The organism is Streptomyces torulosus (assembly GCF_001419765.1).
GTDB classification, from domain to species: Bacteria; Actinomycetota; Actinomycetes; order Streptomycetales; family Streptomycetaceae; genus Streptomyces; species Streptomyces torulosus.
Genome location: NZ_LIRK01000366.1, coordinates 1 through 16,985, shown reverse-complemented (window position 1 = coordinate 16,985; position 16,985 = coordinate 1). Strand labels below are relative to the sequence as shown.

Genomic DNA, 16,985 nt, shown 5'->3' with positions numbered 1-16,985 from the left:
TCGCGACCTCATTCTGAAACCATCAGTAAGGGCTGTCCCGTGAGGTGATCTTGAAGTGTGATGGTCTTGGCCTGTGGCTGCTGTGATCACGGCGTCGGAGCCGTCTTGGATGGCCCCGTTCACCGGACTGAGCCCGCGCACCTTCGGCCAGTTGGTGACTCAGCTGGGCCGAGAGGGTGCCGACGCGCCGGGCCGTGGCCGACCCTGGAAGCTACCGCTTCAGGACCGGGTGCTGCTGGTGGCCGCGTACTGGCGCACCAACCTGACGCCGAGGCAGCTGGCGCCGTTGTTCGGGGTGTCGAAGTCGGCGGCGGACCGGGTCGTCGACCACCTCGGCCCGAAGCTCGCTCTCCCGCGACGACGCCGATTTCGTAAGGACGCCGTGCTCATCGTGGACGGCACTTTGGTGCCGACCCGCGATCACAGCGTGGCCGAGCAATCGAAGAGCTACCGGTACTCGACGAACCATCAGGTGGTGGTCGACGCCGACACCCGGCTGGTGGTCGTGATCGGTCGGCCACTGCCGGGCAACCGCAACGAATGCCGGGCCCGGGCCGAGTCCGGCGCGAAGGACGCCGTCGGGAAGGCCGTAACGATCGCCGACGGCGGCTACCGGGGAACGGGACTGGACATTCCTCACCGCCGCAGCGGCGCGGACGAAGAACTCCCCGGCTGGAAGCAGGCACGAAACAAGAGCCACAAGCAGGTCCGGGCCCGGGTCGAGCACGTCTTCGCCCGCATGAAGACCTGGCAGATCTTGCGTGACTGCCGCCTCCGCGGCGACGGCGTGCACCATGCGATGCGCGGCATCGCCCGCCTGCACAACCTCAACATCGCCGGATAGGCGAACGAGCTGGCCCACGCCGGTTCCGAGGTCACTTCATCTGCCGGCGGGCCTGTTTCACCTCGCCGTCGATGGCCCAGGCGTCGGCAACCGGTCCGAGGTGGCCAAGCTTGTCGGGGTTGATCACCGAACGAATGGTCTGGATCTGCCCGTCGAGCACGTCGAGGGCGAGGGCATGGAGGACCTTGCCGTCCCGGTCCCGGAAAATCGCGCCGGGCTGGCCGTTGACCTCGTGCGCCTCGAACGTCACGTCGATCCGGGCCAGCAGCGGGAAGACGGAGGCAAGCAGCCGGGCCACGTTCTCGTCGCCGACGACGGCCCTGGCCAGCTGCGGGGCCTTGCCGCCGCCGTCCCCGACCAACTGCACATCGGCGGCCAGTAGATCCCGCAGGCCGGCGACATCACCTTCGCGGAGGGCGTCGAAGAACCGCGTCGCCAGCTCCTGCCGCTGTTGGCGGTCCGCTTCGAACCGCGGCCGCCCGGCCTCCATGTGCCGCCGTGCCCGTACCAGCAGTTGTCGGCACGCCGCCTCCGAACGCCCCACCGCCGAGGCGATGTCGTCGAACCCGAAGCCGAACACATCCCGCAGCACGAACACCGACCGCTCCAGTGGGCTGAGCCGCTCCAGCAGCAGCAGCGCCGCCATCGACACCGAGTCGGCCAGCTCGGCCGAGCGCGACGGATCCTGGTACGGATCGCTCAACAGTGGCTCGGGGAACCACGGGCCCACGTACGCCTCCCGCCGCACCCGCGCGGAGCGCAGCACGTCGATTGCGATCCGCGTCACCGTGGCGGACAGAAACGCCTTGACCGAGGTGGGAAGGGTCGTCGAGCCATCGAAGCGCAGCCATGTCTCCTGCACCGCGTCCTCGGCCTCGCTCACACTGCCCAGAATCCGGTAGGCGATCGAGAACAGCAGGGGCCGCAGCTCCTCGAACTCCTCGGCCTTGTTCACTCCGCATCCTCCTTGAAGTCTTCCCACCCGGCCGTGTTCCGCGGCGTGCGCACGTTCTGGTGATCTTGTGGTCCGTCGGCGGAGCTGTGCAACGCCCCGTGCCCGGGCCTGCGACAGTGCCCCGGGCGGGTCATCGATGGCCGTTCAGTGGAACTGCCCGACCTCGTAGTCGCCGGCCGGCTGCTGGGCGATGATGTTCAGCCGATTCGCTGTATTCATGAAGGAGACCAGGACTACCAGGGCGGTGAGCTGTTCCTCGTCGTAGTGCTTCGCGGCACGTGCCCAAACGTCGTCGCTGACCCCGCCGGCGGCGTCCGCGACCCGGGTCCCCTGCTCCGCCAGCTCCAGCGCGGCACGCTCGGCCTCGGTGAAGACGGTTGCCTCCCGCCACGCCGTGACCAGATTCAGCCGCACCGGGGTCTCGCCGGCCGCGGCGGCTTCCTTGGTGTGCATGTCGATGCAGACGGCACAGCCGTTGATCTGGCTCACGCGCAGGGCCACGAGCTCCTGTGTCGCGGCCGGCAGCGGCGACTCCTTGAGCGCCCTGCCCGCCGACATGAGGTGCTTGAGGGCCTTGGTGGCGGTCGGGCTGGCGAAGTAGTCCAGTCGCGCGTCCATTGCGTTCTCCTCCGTGCTCGTAGGTGGCTACATCCCCTGGGACGAGACAGCCCGACGCCCTGTGACACGGAGGCATGTGATCCACGTCTCCCTGAACTTGGATGTCCGGAGACGTCACAGGCGGGGGCGTTGTCTCGTCCCAGGGGAAGCAGGCAATCTCGATCAAGGAGCTGATGACGAACCTCGCACTCTGGATCGTCGCCGGACTGATGGCCGCCGTCTGCCTGACCGGCAGCTCCAAGATGTTCGTGCCCAAGGCGAAGCCGGCCGCCACGGGCGGCACCGCCACCCGATGGGTCGAGGACTTCAGCCCCGGTGCCCTCAAGGCCATCGGCGCCGTCGAGCTCCTGGCTGCGGCGGGCCTGCTCCTGCCTGCCGCGCTTGACATCGCGCCGGTTCTGGTGCCGCTGGCCGCAACCGGACTGGTACTGCTGTTCGCCGGCGCGCTGACCATGCGCCTCCGCCGTGGCGAGAGAGTGACGATCGCGGGCGACCTGATCTACCTCGCCCTGGCCTTCTTCCTGGCGTGGGGCCGCTTCGGCCCCGAGTCCTTCACGGGCTGACCACCCAGGTCGGCGTAAACCGGTTTCACTTACGGGAGAGCTCTGAGCCTCGATCTTTCGTGATGGGACGCCGACGGAGTCGGTGGCCCAGTGCCTCCGGCGGTGGCGGGAACAAGGACCTCAGCAATCCTCATTATCGCTGGTCAGAGGCGCTTTCTGGTTTCGTGATCATCAGTCGGACAGCACACCTCGTGAAAGCGCGAGGCTAGTGAAACCTGGAACAACCCGGGTCGGTCGTGAAGGGCCGTCAGCCGATCTGTTCCGCCAGCGCGAGGATGATGCCGGAGGGGCCGCGGAGATAGCAGAGCCGGTAGATGTCCTCGTAGCGCGCTACTTCGCCGATGAGTTCGGCGCCATGGGGGCGCAGACGGGCCATGGTGTCGTCGATGTCGTCGACGGCGAACATGACCCGATGCAGGCCCAGCGTATGGGGCGGCGGGTTGTGCGAGGCGTCGCCGATCGCCGCGGGGGCGTGGTACTGGGCCAGTTCCAGCTTGCCGTGGCCGTCTGGGGTCCGCATCATCGCGATGTCGCTGCGGACGCCGTCGAGTCCGACGGCCTGATCCGCGAAGAGGCCCTCGATCCGTGCCGTGCCTTCGACCTCCATGCCCAGTTCGGTGAAGAAGGCGACGGCGGCCTCCAGGTCTGCGACGACGATGCCGACGTTGTCCATCCGCTGAAGCGTCATGACGGTTCTCCCTCTGCGCGGTGCGGTCCTCTGAGTCCACCGGTATACCGAGGACGGAGCCGGCGGCCCGCTCTCGACACCCGTAAGCGGCCTGAGGTTCCGCACCGCACACCGACCGGGTCGGGCTGTCGGCTCAGCAGGCGATGACGTACCAGACCGGCGTCCAGAACACGTCATTCCTGGCGGGAGCGTCGATGGAGAACATCCAGGCGCCGTTCGCGTCGTAGAAATGGGCCCTGGTCCCCGGCGTCTGGTTGTTGTGGAGAGAGCCCCAGCCCACGAGGTTGGGCAGGGTGTACGTCGTGTCGCACGTGGTGTAGTCGAATCTGTTGCCGTTCGCGCCCTTCCCGCACACGTAGTAGTACGCGCAGTTCAGCGAGGCGTCGGACCCGGCCGCTTCGAGTTCCACGGCGTTCCTCATCTGAGCCGCCGTCAGCGACGGCTGCCGGGCGTCCTCGGAGGTAAGGATGCCGGTGCCGCCGCTGGAGCTGTCGGTGTGGGCGGCGGCCGCACCGTCGAGCCCGACCGTCGAGACCGCGATCGCCGCCGCCGCGAACAGTGCCGCGGCCAACTTGCGCATCATCATGCGAACTGCCTCCTCGTGCCTGTCAACGCGGCCCACGCGGGGAGCCGGCTCCTTCGCCCTCGAGCATCAGGACCGAACGGCTGACCCCCTCGCGATGCGGACATCACGAACGTCGGCCGTGGCACGCCCGCCTGCCCCATCGTCCCGTCACCGGTCGACCCGGACCACGACTTTCGGGCGTGGCCGAATTCCGCAGGCCGGACCGCTTCCCAGAAGGTCGGTGCCCAGGCCGGTGACGGTGTGCAGAACGGCGCCGCCGATGCGTCGACTCGTGAGCAGGCCCGACTCCCGCAGCACCGACACATGGTGGCTGACGGTCGCCGGACTGATCCCCAGGCGCAGCGCCATCTCGCTCGTGGTCCGGCCCTCGACCACCTCCTCCAGGACGGCGGCACGTGACCTCCCGAGCAGCGCGGCCAGCGCCTGGTGGGTGCCGGCACCGGCCGTTCGCGGGGGCGCCAGCCAGCGGGGGTCATGGGTCACCGGGTGCACGAGCACCGGCGGCAGGGAACCGTCCCTGAGCACGATCGGGCCGGGCCAGCAGAAGAAGGACGGGATGATCCGCAGACCTCTGCCCTGTAAGTGGAGCTCTCCCCGCAGATGGGCGCCCGCGATGTACAGCACCGGCGCCGACCAGCGCATGCTCGGATGCAACCCCGCCGCCAGACCGGCGAAACCCGACCGCAGCATGGCCCGCGCCGCGACCGACCGGGCCTCGTCGAAACGGGTGCGGACCTGGGTCCAGAAGGGGGCGACGAACCGTTCGTGATGCCGTCGGACCAGGCCGCCGAGCCCGCGCAGCGCCTGGGTGTCGCCGTCGGCGAGCGGGCGCGCCCAACTGGGCAGGGGGCGGGTGAGGGACAGTTCCGTCAGGTCGGTCCGCAGGCGGGCGCGGGGCGTGGAGAGCAGTGCGTCCACTCCCGCCTCGAACCCGGCGGAGGCGCTTCCCGGGGTCAGGAAGTCCGCCGAGTAGCCGCGTGGCGGGGCGAGGTGACGCAGCCGGGACAGCGCCGGATCGAAGGAGCCCCGCGTGGCCCGCCGCCAGTGTCCGAAGACCAGCGGGCCGTCGCGGTTCTGCAGCAGATGCAGGCTGAGCAACCCCTCCCACAGCGGATCGGGCTCCTCCGCCAGCACCACCCGGGCCAGGTCCTCGTACGTGAAATGAATGCGCAGTCCCACCGGCTCGCTCCCCAGACTCGCCTCGGTCAGCCTCGCACGAACGTGTGCGCTCGGACGAAACGCGGGGGCGCGCCATCGAGGGGCGGGCGCCCCCGGTTTCGTGTCGGACGGACGGCTCCGGCGATCGGAGCCGTCCGCTCATGGACCAGCCCGCAGCGCGAGCCGGTCAGCTCACGTCGCCGATGCGCTCCACGCGCTCGTCGACGCCGTTGCGCAGTTCGTTCAGCGTCGTCCCGGGCGGGGCGACCTTCGGGGCGGAGGACGGCGGCTGCACCTCGTCCGCGCAGGTGGTCCCGGCGGCCGGGACCACGAGGTCGACGAGGTAGTTGACGACCGTGTCCGTCGCACAGGCGCTGCGGCCGAACGCCGTGTGCCCCTCGGCGTCGAACGTCAGCAGCGAGGCGTTGTCCAACTGCCGGGACAGGGCGACCGCGTCCTGGTACGGCGTGTCCGGGTCACCGGTGGTGCCGAGAACCAGGATCGGCGCCGAACCCCGGGCCCGGAAGGAGCCGTCGTAGCGGCTGGGCGTCTCCGCGGGCCACTGGACGCACGCGGTGGCGTGCTGGTGGTCGTAGGTGGGCGGCCCGTAGGCCATGGCCGGGCCGAGCAGTGGCGCGTCCTCGGCGTTGTCCGTCACGTTCCGGTGCAGCTTCCGCAGGCTCTGGGGGTAGTCCTTGTCGACGCACTCGACGACCACGTTCGGGCCGAGGAAGTCGAAGCTCGCCGGGGACGGCGGGCGCAGCAGGAAGGACGTGTTGTCCCGCAGTTGCGCCTTCTTGAGGGCCTCACCGAGGGAGGGCCAGATGACCTTTCCCTCGTTGATGTTGAACATCAGCCGGTAGACCAGCGTGTAGCCGTTCGCCTTGCCGCCGTTGGCCGTGGTGACCGGGTTCGCGTCGAGGTCCTTCTTCAGCTGCTCGAACGCCCCGCGCGGGTCGCCGTCGCCGAACCCGCAGGTGGCCTGGTCGGCGGCGCACCAGTCGAGGAAGCGGCCCATCGCGCCGTCCAGCGCCAGGTACTGGGCCCTGTCGTACGCGTAGGGGCGGTAGGCGTACTTGTACGGGTCGTACGCCCCGTCGAGGGTCAGCGCCCGCACCCGCTTGGGGAACATCGACGCGTAGACGGTGCCGATGTACGAGCCGAACGACCGCCCGTAGTACGTCAGTTGCTCCTCGCCGAGGGCTCGGCGCAGCAGGTCGATGTCACGGGCGACGTACTCCGTGCCGACGTACGGCAGCAGCGAGCCCGCGTTGTCGAGGCAGGCCTGGTTGAACTCGGCGGCCTCGCGCAGCGCCGGCCCGAAGGCACCCCGCCCGGGCACACCCTTGGCGTCGGTGACCGCCTTCGAGTAGCGGGTGTCGTCGAAGCAGGTGAGTGCCGAACTGCGGCCGACACCGCGGACGTCGTAGCCGAACACGTCGAACGAGTCGCGGAGGGCGGCCGGGAGGTCGTCGTAGTTGTTGCGGACGAAGTCCACCCCGGAGTTGCCCGGTCCGCCGGGCTGCATGAAGAGCGTGCCCTTGCGTTTGGCCGGGTCGGCGGCCTTCTTGCGGATCACCGCGAGGGTGATCTTGGCCCCTCGTGGTGCCCGGTAGTCGAGCGGGACGTCCGCGTTCGCGCACTCGTACCCGCCCTGGCAGTCGGTCCAGGCGAGCGTGGGCACGGGCGGCGTGGTCGTGCTCGCCGAACCCGGCTTCTGCGGCGCGTTCTGCGCGGCCATGGCCTGCGTCGCCGATCCCGTCGCCGCGAGAACGAGCGCGGTCACGGCGGCACCGGCGAGTCGCAGACGCGAGAGGCGTCTCGGTGTGGTTCGTGTGTCGTGGTACGTGGACATGGACGTGTTCCCCCTGAACGGTCAGCATCCACCGTCCCCACTGGTCGGGGTGGGGACGGAGACTGTCTGACTGATGAGAGGGCAAAAAGGCCCCAGCGGTGCCACTGTGTCGTGGTTCTCCTGCAATTCCTCCATGACTCACGGCAGTTGTCGACCGCCGGACCGCACGCCAGGCGCACGACCACGCCCCTCGGTCCCAGGGAGACCGAGGGGCGCTCGTGACGTTACGGTCAGGGATCAGCCCCAGCGGACGTCGATGATGCCGACGTAGTCGTTCAGGATCGACCCCAGGTTGAGGGCCGGCAGCCTGAACGTGCGGGAGTAGGAGAGTGGACGGCTGAAGAAGGTCGCCACCGTGCACCGTCCGTATCCCGTGGCCGAGCTGATGTTCGTCGCCCAGTAGAGGTCGGGGCTCAGCCGGTAGCCGACGGAGTCGCAGGTGCCGGCGCTGCCGTAGACGATGGTGGAGTTGCCCCGCAACTGGTCGTCGCTGTACCACGTCATCAGCTCCGTCGCCTGTACTGCCTTGCCGTTGGTCTGGGCCTTCGCCTGAGGAGATGCCAGCAGGGCGCGGGCCTTCGCCGCGGTGTCCGCACAGTTCCGGTACAGCTCGGGGGAAACGCCGCCGTCGCTGGGCGCCTTGTCCACGACGACCACACAGTGCTTCCCCTGGGCCGTGGACGCCGGAGTGGAGCCCGCCGCACCGGCCGGCGCGGCAGCGGTCAGAACGCCGACCACGGCTGCCGCCGCACTGATCAGACCGACGGTCCCCTTCTTGTTGAGCATGTGCCGTCCCTTCTGTCATGTCTTTCCCTTGAATTGCTGTACATGACAGACAGTGCCAGCACATAACGGTGGACAGTAAGCCCTTTCGAAGAGGGTCGAAGGCCGGAGGTCGGGCGGGGTGCGGCCCCTCCCTTGCTCGATGACGGCGCTACTTGTGCCAGATCTTGCGGTAGGCCCGGCGGTAGCCTTCGGAGTCCCAGGACAGTGAGCCGCCGCTGTTGTCCGCGGTGGTGATGTGGACGGGAGCGACGTACCCGCTGGCCGGTTCGCCAGCGAAGGCGCGGTTGAACTCGTCGACGATCTGCCAGCCCTGCTCGTTGAGGGGCTCGGGCACGGTGGCGGACTGGTACCGCTTGCCGTTGATGCGCTGGAAGGCCGACGGGTCGCCGTCACCGGCGCCGATGTTGAACGGTGCGCCGTCGCCCTTCTGCCCGGCCGCGCGCAGGGCGGGTGCGGCATGGTCGAAGTACAGGTCGTTGATGGCGGCGGAGTACGTCCACTTGTCGCCGAGGCGGGAGTGGAGGGACGAGACCTTCTCGACCGTGCGGGTGTTGGCCTCGGGTATGGGGATGTCCTCGTAGCCCAACAGATCGACGTCGGGGCAGGTGGCGAGCTCCTTCTTGATCAGCTCGGACTTCCGCTTCGCGAAGGGGATCGAGGCGTCGGTGAACAGCACCACGCCGGCACGGCCGTTGGACCGGGCGATGATCCAGTCGGCGCTGATCTTCGCGACGTCCTCGACCTTGGTGGTGATGTTGCTGAAGAGCTTGGGCTTCGTGCTGGGTCCTGGGGTGGCGGTGGCGTGCCAGCCGATGAGCGGGATCCCCGCGGCGTCGGCCTGGTCGACCTGCTTGCTCACGGAGCCGGGGTCGAAGCCGCCGATGACGATGCCGGACGGTTCGAGGGCGATGGCCTCGGCCAACGCGGCCCGGATACCCGCGGGTGTGCCCTGCCCGTCGATGGTGCGCACGTCCCAGCCGATGACCTTCGCGGCTTCCTGAACGCCCTTCGCGACGCCCGACACACCGGGGTTGGTCATGGTCTGGGCGACATAGGCGATGGTCCGGCCGGAGACGGCCTCGGGTCCGGTGGTGGGGCCGCTCCAGGGAGCGTTGACGTCCTCGGCCGCTCGGACGGCCTGCTTCGCCTTGGTGAGGACCGTGGGGCAACCGGGTTCCCGGGAAGCGGTGGGTGCCGCGGTGGCGGTCGCACCACTCTCGCAGCCGGTGGTGGCGGCGGTCGCGGCCAGGAACGCGACGACGGCCGCCGTCGCCTTGCGGGTGGAGGGCACAGGGGTCTCCTCGAGGGCAGGAGGGGGTACGGGGATCACGTGGGGGGAGGAGACCGATCCAGCTGGTGGCTGGAAGCACAACGGTCATGACGGTGCCTCCGGCTGTGGCCGGGAGGCTGTCGGGGTGGGAATGTAGCAGGGCTTCGACCTGCCCCTCCACGGCGAGGTCATCGCTCGGTAGGCAGCCGTGAACAATTTGTAATCACGTATTGATTACGTACAGCCTCAAGGCGATCACAAAGACGGTAGTCTCCCGCCGACGAGATCCGGACACGTGACGCGAATCAGCACCTCGCGTCGCGGGTCTGGTCGTTCACGCCCGCTGGACCGCAGCGTCAGCGCACAGGTCCGTTCCCCAGGCGTCGACGCCCCGGCGGTCACAGCACCTTGACCGCCGATCAGCACACACCCAAGGAGACCAGCGTGCCCGCGAACACAGTGGAGCCGCCGCCCGGCCATGTGGACCGGACCTCTCCGCTCCGCCGGAAACCGGGCTCCGTTCTCGCCCGGTGGCCGTTCCGGCGGAAACTCAACGTCCTGGTCGTCGCGCCCATCGCGGTCGTCGGTGTCCTGCTCGGCGTCGGTGTCACCGGACAGATGGAGCAGGCCGGGGACGCCGACCGGGTCGCCGAACTCGTCCGCGACAGCGAGCAGGTCGCGAAGCTCATCAACGACGTACAGGCCGAACACCGGTTGGCGCTGCTGCTGTCCGTGCAGTACGAGGCGGCCCGCCCCGGAGCGGCCCGGCCGTCCACCAGCGCCTACCGCGAGGCCCAGCGGGCCACCGACGCGCAGGTCAGGACCGTACGCTCCGCGTTCGGGTCGAGCCTGCCCACCGAGGAGGAACAGGCCCTCGCCTACATCACCGGTCTGGACGTCCTGCGGGAGAAACTCGACCGGGACTACGTCCCCGCCGCCAACATCGACCCCGCCTACGCGGCCGCGGTCGGCTACCTGATCGACGGCATCGGCCTCGACCGCTTCTCCGCGACCTCGGCGTCCTCGGTGACCAATCTGCTGGACGCGATCCTGCGCGCCGACGCCGCCCACGCGGCGTTCGAGAGCGCCGTGTTCTCGGCCCAGACCCGGGACGCCAACGCCCTCACCGAGTACACGCGCGCGGCCGGCGCCCACGAGCTCTACACCTACCAGGCCGACCGCTTCGGCCGCATCGCCACACCCGCGCAGGGGCTCGCCATGGGCGGCATCGAGCGCGCCGCCGAACAGAACGCCCTCACGTCCCAGTTCGCGGAGCTGCAGATCGACCCGGGCGCCCTCCAGTCACAGAGCGCCCAGGAACTGCGCAAGAAGATCAGCGCCGGCGAGCGACAGGCCGAGACCCGCCTCGGCATCACCCGGGCACTGATCGACCAGACCGCGGCACAGGCCGACTCCGCCTCCGCCGGCGCCCTGCGCAAGGCCTGGATCATGCTCGGCGCGGCCCTGCTCGGCTTCGCCGCCTGGCTCGCCTTCTGCGTCCTGGTCCGGCGCTCGGTCATCCGTCCCCTGACAGTCCTGACCGGCTCCGCACGGCAGGTGGTCGAAGCCGCCGACGAGGAACTCGCCCGGGTCGCGGACGACGAACTCGTCGACAGCACCCCGTTCAGCCCGCGGGCGATACCCGTCCCGGTGCGCGACGAGATCGGCGAACTGGCCGAGGCCTTCAACCGGGTGCAGGTCACCGCCGCCGCACTCCTGGAACGGCAGGTCCTCAGCCGCCGCAACGTCGCCGAGATGTTCGGCAACGTCGGACGCCGGGTCAGCAATCTGACCACCCGGCAACTGCTGCTGATCGACGCCGTGGAGCGGCAGGAGACCGACCCCGACCTCCTGGAACGGCTCTACCGCATCGACCACCTCGCCGTACGGCTCCAGCGCAACGCCGACAGCCTCATGCTGCTCGCCGGCATCCGGGAGACCGACGTCGAGGCCCGGCCGATCACCCTCGCCGACGTCATACGCTCGGGCCTCGGCCGCATCGAGGGATTCCGGCGGGTGTCCCTGCGCTCCGAGACCGACATCACCGTGGGCCCCGACATCGCAGGCGACCTGACGCTGATGCTGGCCGAGCTGATGGAGAACGCCGTCGCGTTCTCCCCGTCCGACACCGCCGTCGAGGTGGTCGTCCGGCCCGGCACCGACGTCACCAAGGACGGCGGCGCACTGATCGAGATCATCGACCACGGCCTCGGCATGAGCGCGGAACGCCTCACCGAGGAGAACGCCCGCCTCGTCCGCCGGGAACGCCTCGACCTCGTCCCGACCAAGGTGCTCGGTCTCTTCGTGGTCGGCAACATCGCCCGCCACCTGGGCCTGCGCGTCACCCTGAGCCGCACACCGGGCGGTGGTGTCACCAGCACCGTGTGGATCCCCTCGGCGCTCGCGCGGGTGCTGAGCCCGGGGGAGGCCGCACCGCCTCCCGCCGCCCTGGCCGGGACCGTGGCGGTCCTCCCACCGAAGACCGCAGCGCCCGCGACGGCCACCCCCACCACCCCCGAACGGCGGCCGGTCGCCGTGTCCACGACGGGTGACCTGCCCAGACGCATCCCACCCCGTACGAACACGACCACCACCGACGCCCCCGACGGGCACTCCCCGTCGACGACGGCCCGGCCACTGCGGCGGCGGGTGCGGGGCGCGACGCTCGCCACGACCACCACCGTCGACCGGAACATCCCGGCCGCGCGGCAGCCCGCCGACGCCGACGCCGTCCGCGCGGAACTCGACGAGTTCGAGGCCGCCGTACGCAGGGCCGAACAGGACAGCGCCGCACCCGCGGACCGGGACACCGACCGCATGACAGCAGTACGAGAAAACCCCAGAAGGCCAGAAGGAGACGGGCAGTGACCATGTCGACAGATGACAGCACCCCCGAACAGTCGAAGCCCACCGATCTGCGCACCGCCGCGGCCGACTTCACCTGGCTGCTCGACCGTTTCGCCACGGAGACCGCCGGCGTCGTCGACGCCATAGCGGTGTCCTCCGACGGTCTGCTGATCGCGGTCTCCCAACTACGCGACAGGGCGGACTCGGAGCGGCTCGCCGCGATCGTGTCCGGTGTCACCAGCCTCGCCGCCGGGGTCTCCGGCAACTACGGCCTCGGCGGCCTCAACAAGGTCATCATCGACCTGGAGGGCGGCCACGTACTGGTGTCCGCCATCGGAAACGGCGCCGTACTCGGCGTGGTCGCCTCCAAGGAGGCGAAACTCGGCAACATCGCCTACGAGATGACCCTCTTCGCCAACCGCGCCGGAGCCGCGCTCACCCCGCAACTGGTGATGGAACTGAAGAACAGCGTCGGCGCCCCCGTGGTCGGCTGACCCATCCCGCGAGGCAGGAGGTCGTCATGGTGGCCGGTGGACGAGAACCACAGGAGACAGAAGAAGGGACTTGGGACGACGAGGAGGCCGTGGTCGGCCGTGCTCCCGCGGTCCGACCGTTCCTGCTGACCGCCGGCCGGGTGTCGGGGGGAGGCGCGGCGGCACCGATCCCGATCGAGACCCAGATCGTGTCGACGGCGGACGGGCTCTCCGTCCTCGGCAAGCTCGCCTTCGAGCACCACGACATCGTCGCCGCCTGCCGGCGGCCGCAGTCGGTCGCGGAACTGGCCGCCCGCCTGCGCCTGCACCTCAACGTCGTCCGAGTGCTCGCCGAGGACCTGTGTGCCGCAGGGCACCTGGCGATCTACGTGCCGCACGCCCGGGCCGCCCAGGACATCTCCGTACTGCGAAGGGTTATCAATGGTCTCCGTGCCGTCCCCGACTCACGGGGCACACTCCGCGACAGCGGTTGAACAGCCGCCGCTGCCGGTCAAGCTGGTCATCGCCGGCGGCTTCGGCGTCGGCAAAACCACCACCGTGGGGTCGATCTCCGAGATACGTCCCCTCACCACCGAGGCCGCGATCACCGAGGTCGCCGCGGGCGTGGACGACCTCACGCACACGCCCGACAAGACCACCACCACCGTCGCCATGGACTTCGGCTGCATCACCCTCGACCCGACCCTGAAGCTGTACCTGTTCGGCACACCGGGCCAGGACCGCTTCGGCTTCATGTGGGACGACATCGTCGACGGCGCTCTCGGCGCCCTGGTCATCGTCGACACCCGCCGCCTCGACGACTGCTACGCGGCCGTGGACTACTTCGAACACAAGCGCATCCCGTTCGCGGTCGCCGTCAACGCCTTCGACGGAGAGGTCGAACACGACCTGGAAGAAGTGCGGTGGGCACTCGACGTCGCCGACCACGTACCGCTGACCGTCTTCGACGCCCGCCGGACCGGCTCGGTACGCGACGCGCTGCTCGTCGTACTCGACGTCGCCCTGTCCCGCGCCCAAGCGGCCGCGGCGACCTGACGGTGAGGGGGACGCGGCCTACGCTTCGACGATGTGCCGCAGATAGGCGTGCGGGTCGGCGAGATAGCGCCGCCAGTGATCCACGATGCCGAGCTCCTGCCAGGCGACCCTGCGCATGCCGTGCTCGCCGACCTCGATGATGTCCGCGCCCGGCAGGGCGGTGAGCAAGGGGGAGTGCGTGGCACAGACGACCTGGCCGCCCTCCTTGGCCAACCGGTCGAGGTGCCCGATCAGCTCGAGGCACGAGGAGAAGGAGAGCGCGGCCTCCGGCTCGTCGAGAACATAGAGCCCCGGGTCGAGGAACTTCCCGCGGAGCGCCGCGAGAAAGCTCTCACCATGGCTGACCGAGTCCGGCGAGAAACCCTCCCGGTCCAGGGCGTCCCACGCGGTCTCGGCCCGCAGGAAGAAGCCCTTGCGGGCCGCCCAACTGGTCATCATGCGGCGCCCGCGCGAGGCCGCGTCGAACTTCATCCGCTCGCCGAGCTCCGACTTGCCCCGCGAGGAGGCGTAGCGCCAGTCGTGGGAGCCGCCGTAGGAGTCCAGCCCGAACCCCTCGGCCAGCGCCTCGACCAGGGTCGACTTCCCCGAACCGTTCTCACCGACCAGAAAGGTCACCGGTGCGGTGAAGCGCAGCCCTTCGTCGAGCAGCTGGCGGACACAGGGCACCGACCAGGGCCAGGCGTCCTCGTCGTACGAGGAGAGATGAGCGTACGCGCGTTCGACAATCACGGGACCAGTGTCGCTCACCAGGCGGAAGACGCATGCGACGGCAGATGGCCGGAGTTGCGGAGTCGGCCGGTGAGCCGTGCGCAGACCGAGGGCCCCCGGGCGAGCACGGGGACCGGAACGCGCAGAGCGGAACACACGGTGCGTCAGAAGTGACCGTCGAGCAGCGCCTTCCCCAACGAGGTGATCGTGTGATGGACGGTCTTGCCCTGACGGTGGGAGGAGATCAGGCCGGCCTCCCGCAGGACGGCCGTGTGCTGGCTGGCGCTGGCCGGGGAGACCCCCAGCCGACGTGCGATCTCTCCGGTGGTGGGGCGCCCGTCGGCGGCCTCCAGCACGGCCGCCCGGGTACGACCGAGCAGGTCGGCGACGGCGTGACTCTTCGCCGCGCCGCCGAAGACCTCGGCCGCCGCCAGGGTGCTCCGCAGGACGGGATAGATCAGCATCAGCTCCTCGCTGCGCCCGACGTACAAGCGGGGCGCGCGGCAGAAGACGGACGGGGCGATCACCATGCCGCTTCCCGCCAGATGGACGTCAGTCCCACGGGTCAACGGCCGGTAGTCCACCTCGAGCAGCGGGGGCTTCCAGCGGATCGCCGGGTGGAGCGAGGACAGCATCTGCCCAATCCCTCCACAGGCCAGGGCCCGCATCGAGGCGTCCTGTTCCCTGTGCAGCACCGCGCGCATCCGTGGCCAGTGCCGGGCGATCGTGGCCTGGTAGGCGGTCGTCAGTGCCTCGGCCACATGACGGGCGGCCCGGCCGTCTCCCGTACTGGCGCAGAGCATCCACGGCGGCAGCATCAGCCGTCTGCCCCGGCGGTACAGGGCAAGCTCGTCACGTAAGGGGCGCGGATCGCTGAGAAGGAGGTCGAGCGCGTCCTCCACCTCCGGTGCGGTGCCGACCAGCGTGAACAGGTCCACCATGCGCTGCCTCGCCGGAGCCAGGCCGCGGACGAGGTCCGGCAGGTCCCCGACGGACAGCCGTGGCCGGGCCTGCGAACGCCAGGAGTCGAAGAGCGCCGCTTCGCAGCTGTGCTGGGCGACCCAGAAGCTCAACTGCGTCTCGGCCAGAGGACCGAGGACGGCGATGCGGATGCGGGCCAGATCCGCGGACGTGAAGTGGACGCGGATCACCGCACGTTCCCCCCGTGTGTGTACATCCGGCCTACGTTTCAGCCTCAGCCAAATCGTGTGGTCTCCGCAGTATGCAGGACCCAGTCTGTTCTGGACATGCCACCGACCCAGTGCTGACTGGGGCGACGAGGAGGAACGTCATGCGTATGAAGCGAGCCACGAAACGGTTGGGCGTCATCACAGCTCTGGTTGTGGGACCGCTGATGCTGGCCGCCACACCGGCTCTCGCCGCCTCGGTCTCCAGGAGCTACGGCAACGCCTACAACTCCGGAAATACGATCTACGCCTGCGACACCCGCGAGGACGGCGACGGGGTCTACGCCGAGTACTGGGGCAGTGGCACCACCCACGGGTACGTGTGGGACGGCAACGGCTCACAGGCCGGATGCGGCTCCGCGAGGGTGTCGTCCTTGCACACCTTCCGTGTCTGCGTGGACGACTTCGGCTCGGACACCTGCTCCGACCGCGTGGGCGTGTGACCGCCCGACCCTCGCGGCCCTTCGAGTAGAGGGACGGGGGGCAGGCGGCGCCGCTCGGCCGCGTCAGCCCGGAGGCCCGCCGGCATCCCGCCGCGCGGGCCTCACCCGTGACTCCCGCTCTCCCCGCCTCGCGGGGTGGCCGGCTCAGATGATGTGCAGTCGCCGTGCCTCGCGGATCCACGAGGGGAACTCGGACAGCAGCCGGTCGTAGAGCTCTGTGTCCGGTACGCGGCTGATGTCGTCGACGGCGAAGAATCCGACGTTGTCGACGCGTCGGCCCGGGAGGGTGTCGAACCGTTCCAGTACGCCGTACTGGGCGCGTCCCAGCCCGACGAACTGCCAGAAGACCGGTTCGTCCACCGCCTCGCGCAGCTCGGTCTCGATCTCCTTGTTCCGGTAGACGCCGCCGTCGGAGAAGAACAGGACCAGGGTCGGGGCCGCCGTCGGGTGTTCACGGACGTAGGTCCGCACCTCGGCGATCACCTTCTGTTCCTCGTTCTGGATGCCGACCGCGCGCATGTCCACCTGGCCCGGCAGTAGTCCCTTCTGCGGCTTCTTGCGCCGGAACAGCGCCAGTTCGCCGACCCGGACGTGATGCTGGAGCCACTGCGGCAGGTCGCCCAGCGTGAGGTCCGGCAGCCGGGCAGGGTTCGACGCGAACGTCCATGCCTGCATCTCACCGTCGTCGTCGAGCTGGGCGGCCACCGCGGCCATCCGTTCCACGACGTCGGCGACGACGCCCTTCGAGTACAGCATCGACATCGACCCGGAGGCGTCCAGGACCAGGATGACGCGCGCGGTCACTCCCTCCGCCCCGTGCTTGCGCAGACTGACGGCCACCTGTTCCTTGCGCAGGGAGAGCCGCTTGCGCATGTCCACCGGCAACTGCTCCTCGCCCTTGACGAGCCGCGGGGCGGGGGTCCCCGGGGCTCGTCAAGGGCGAGGAGC

At 69.6% G+C, this 16,985-nt stretch carries 17 protein-coding genes and 1 pseudogene; 7 read left to right on the top strand and 11 right to left on the bottom strand.

Annotation, left to right across the window (positions count from 1 at the left end; translation table 11 throughout):
- Window positions 1-73 precede the first annotated feature (73 nt).
- A complete protein-coding gene (locus AOK23_RS25045) occupies window positions 74-844 on the top strand; it encodes an IS5/IS1182 family transposase (RefSeq protein ID WP_055714902.1) in 771 nt (256 codons plus the stop codon).
- Between the two features lie 31 nt (window positions 845-875).
- Here AOK23_RS25045 and AOK23_RS25040 read toward each other — a convergent pair whose 3' ends face one another.
- Window positions 876-1,799, bottom strand: coding sequence for an RNA polymerase sigma-70 factor (locus tag AOK23_RS25040; RefSeq protein ID WP_055714901.1), 924 nt, complete (start codon window positions 1,797-1,799; stop codon window positions 876-878).
- A gap of 144 nt (window positions 1,800-1,943) precedes the next feature.
- A complete protein-coding gene (locus tag AOK23_RS25035; RefSeq protein WP_055714900.1) occupies window positions 1,944-2,417 on the bottom strand; it encodes a carboxymuconolactone decarboxylase family protein in 474 nt (157 codons plus the stop codon).
- A 173-nt stretch (window positions 2,418-2,590) separates the two neighbouring features.
- Here AOK23_RS25035 and AOK23_RS25030 point away from each other — a divergent pair, with 173 nt between their 5' ends.
- The gene (locus AOK23_RS25030) at window positions 2,591-2,980 is read left to right on the top strand and encodes a DoxX family protein (RefSeq protein WP_055714903.1); all 390 of its coding nucleotides are present in this window, start codon (window positions 2,591-2,593) and stop codon (window positions 2,978-2,980) included.
- Between the two features lie 247 nt (window positions 2,981-3,227).
- On the opposite strand, the gene AOK23_RS25025 is transcribed toward AOK23_RS25030, so the two are convergent.
- From AOK23_RS25025 to AOK23_RS25000, 6 genes are all read right to left on the bottom strand, one after another.
- Window positions 3,228-3,668: a VOC family protein gene (locus tag AOK23_RS25025; protein WP_055714899.1), complete on the bottom strand. Its 441-nt coding sequence runs from the start codon at window positions 3,666-3,668 to the stop codon at window positions 3,228-3,230.
- 133 nt (window positions 3,669-3,801) lie between these two features.
- Window positions 3,802-4,254 carry a hypothetical protein gene (locus tag AOK23_RS25020; protein WP_055714898.1) on the bottom strand — a complete coding sequence of 151 codons (453 nt, stop codon included), beginning with the start codon at window positions 4,252-4,254 and terminating at the stop codon, window positions 3,802-3,804.
- Between the two features lie 147 nt (window positions 4,255-4,401).
- The gene (locus AOK23_RS25015) at window positions 4,402-5,433 is read right to left on the bottom strand and encodes a winged helix-turn-helix domain-containing protein (protein ID WP_055714897.1); all 1,032 of its coding nucleotides are present in this window, start codon (window positions 5,431-5,433) and stop codon (window positions 4,402-4,404) included.
- Between the two features lie 166 nt (window positions 5,434-5,599).
- Window positions 5,600-7,267 carry an alpha/beta hydrolase gene (locus tag AOK23_RS25010; protein ID WP_055714896.1) on the bottom strand — a complete coding sequence of 556 codons (1,668 nt, stop codon included), beginning with the start codon at window positions 7,265-7,267 and terminating at the stop codon, window positions 5,600-5,602.
- 237 nt (window positions 7,268-7,504) lie between these two features.
- Window positions 7,505-8,053 (bottom strand): hypothetical protein, encoded by a 549-nt coding sequence (locus tag AOK23_RS25005; protein ID WP_055714895.1) that lies wholly within the window; start codon window positions 8,051-8,053, stop codon window positions 7,505-7,507.
- Between the two features lie 148 nt (window positions 8,054-8,201).
- Entirely contained in the window at window positions 8,202-9,344 is a 1,143-nt protein-coding gene (locus AOK23_RS25000; RefSeq protein WP_055714894.1) for a substrate-binding domain-containing protein, read from the bottom strand.
- 423 nt (window positions 9,345-9,767) lie between these two features.
- Here AOK23_RS25000 and AOK23_RS24995 point away from each other — a divergent pair, with 423 nt between their 5' ends.
- The 4 genes from AOK23_RS24995 to AOK23_RS24980 are packed head-to-tail and all read left to right on the top strand — an operon-like array spanning window position 9,768 to window position 13,699.
- Window positions 9,768-12,191 (top strand): sensor histidine kinase, encoded by a 2,424-nt coding sequence (locus AOK23_RS24995; RefSeq protein ID WP_240496546.1) that lies wholly within the window; start codon window positions 9,768-9,770, stop codon window positions 12,189-12,191.
- The gene (locus tag AOK23_RS24990; RefSeq protein ID WP_055714893.1) at window positions 12,188-12,664 is read left to right on the top strand and encodes a roadblock/LC7 domain-containing protein; all 477 of its coding nucleotides are present in this window, start codon (window positions 12,188-12,190) and stop codon (window positions 12,662-12,664) included. Before AOK23_RS24995 ends, AOK23_RS24990 begins: the two co-directional genes overlap by 4 nt.
- A gap of 29 nt (window positions 12,665-12,693) precedes the next feature.
- Entirely contained in the window at window positions 12,694-13,137 is a 444-nt protein-coding gene (locus AOK23_RS24985) for a DUF742 domain-containing protein (RefSeq protein ID WP_420823744.1), read from the top strand.
- Window positions 13,085-13,699: a GTP-binding protein gene (locus AOK23_RS24980; protein WP_055714891.1), complete on the top strand. Its 615-nt coding sequence runs from the start codon at window positions 13,085-13,087 to the stop codon at window positions 13,697-13,699. The genes AOK23_RS24985 and AOK23_RS24980 overlap by 53 nt, the downstream gene beginning before the upstream one ends.
- Before the next feature lie 18 nt (window positions 13,700-13,717).
- On the opposite strand, the gene AOK23_RS24975 is transcribed toward AOK23_RS24980, so the two are convergent.
- Both AOK23_RS24975 and AOK23_RS24970 read right to left on the bottom strand, forming a co-directional pair.
- Window positions 13,718-14,428: an AAA family ATPase gene (locus tag AOK23_RS24975; RefSeq protein ID WP_055714890.1), complete on the bottom strand. Its 711-nt coding sequence runs from the start codon at window positions 14,426-14,428 to the stop codon at window positions 13,718-13,720.
- A 143-nt stretch (window positions 14,429-14,571) separates the two neighbouring features.
- Window positions 14,572-15,558: an ArsR/SmtB family transcription factor gene (locus AOK23_RS24970; RefSeq protein ID WP_055714889.1), complete on the bottom strand. Its 987-nt coding sequence runs from the start codon at window positions 15,556-15,558 to the stop codon at window positions 14,572-14,574.
- Window positions 15,559-15,698: 140 nt separating this feature from the next.
- Between AOK23_RS24970 and AOK23_RS24965 the strand changes: the two genes are divergently transcribed.
- The gene (locus AOK23_RS24965; RefSeq protein WP_157878146.1) at window positions 15,699-16,037 is read left to right on the top strand and encodes a hypothetical protein; all 339 of its coding nucleotides are present in this window, start codon (window positions 15,699-15,701) and stop codon (window positions 16,035-16,037) included.
- A gap of 144 nt (window positions 16,038-16,181) precedes the next feature.
- Here AOK23_RS24965 and AOK23_RS24960 read toward each other — a convergent pair.
- Window positions 16,182-16,967: pseudogene (locus tag AOK23_RS24960) on the bottom strand (vWA domain-containing protein); the annotation flags it as partial.
- Window positions 16,968-16,985 lie beyond the last annotated feature (18 nt).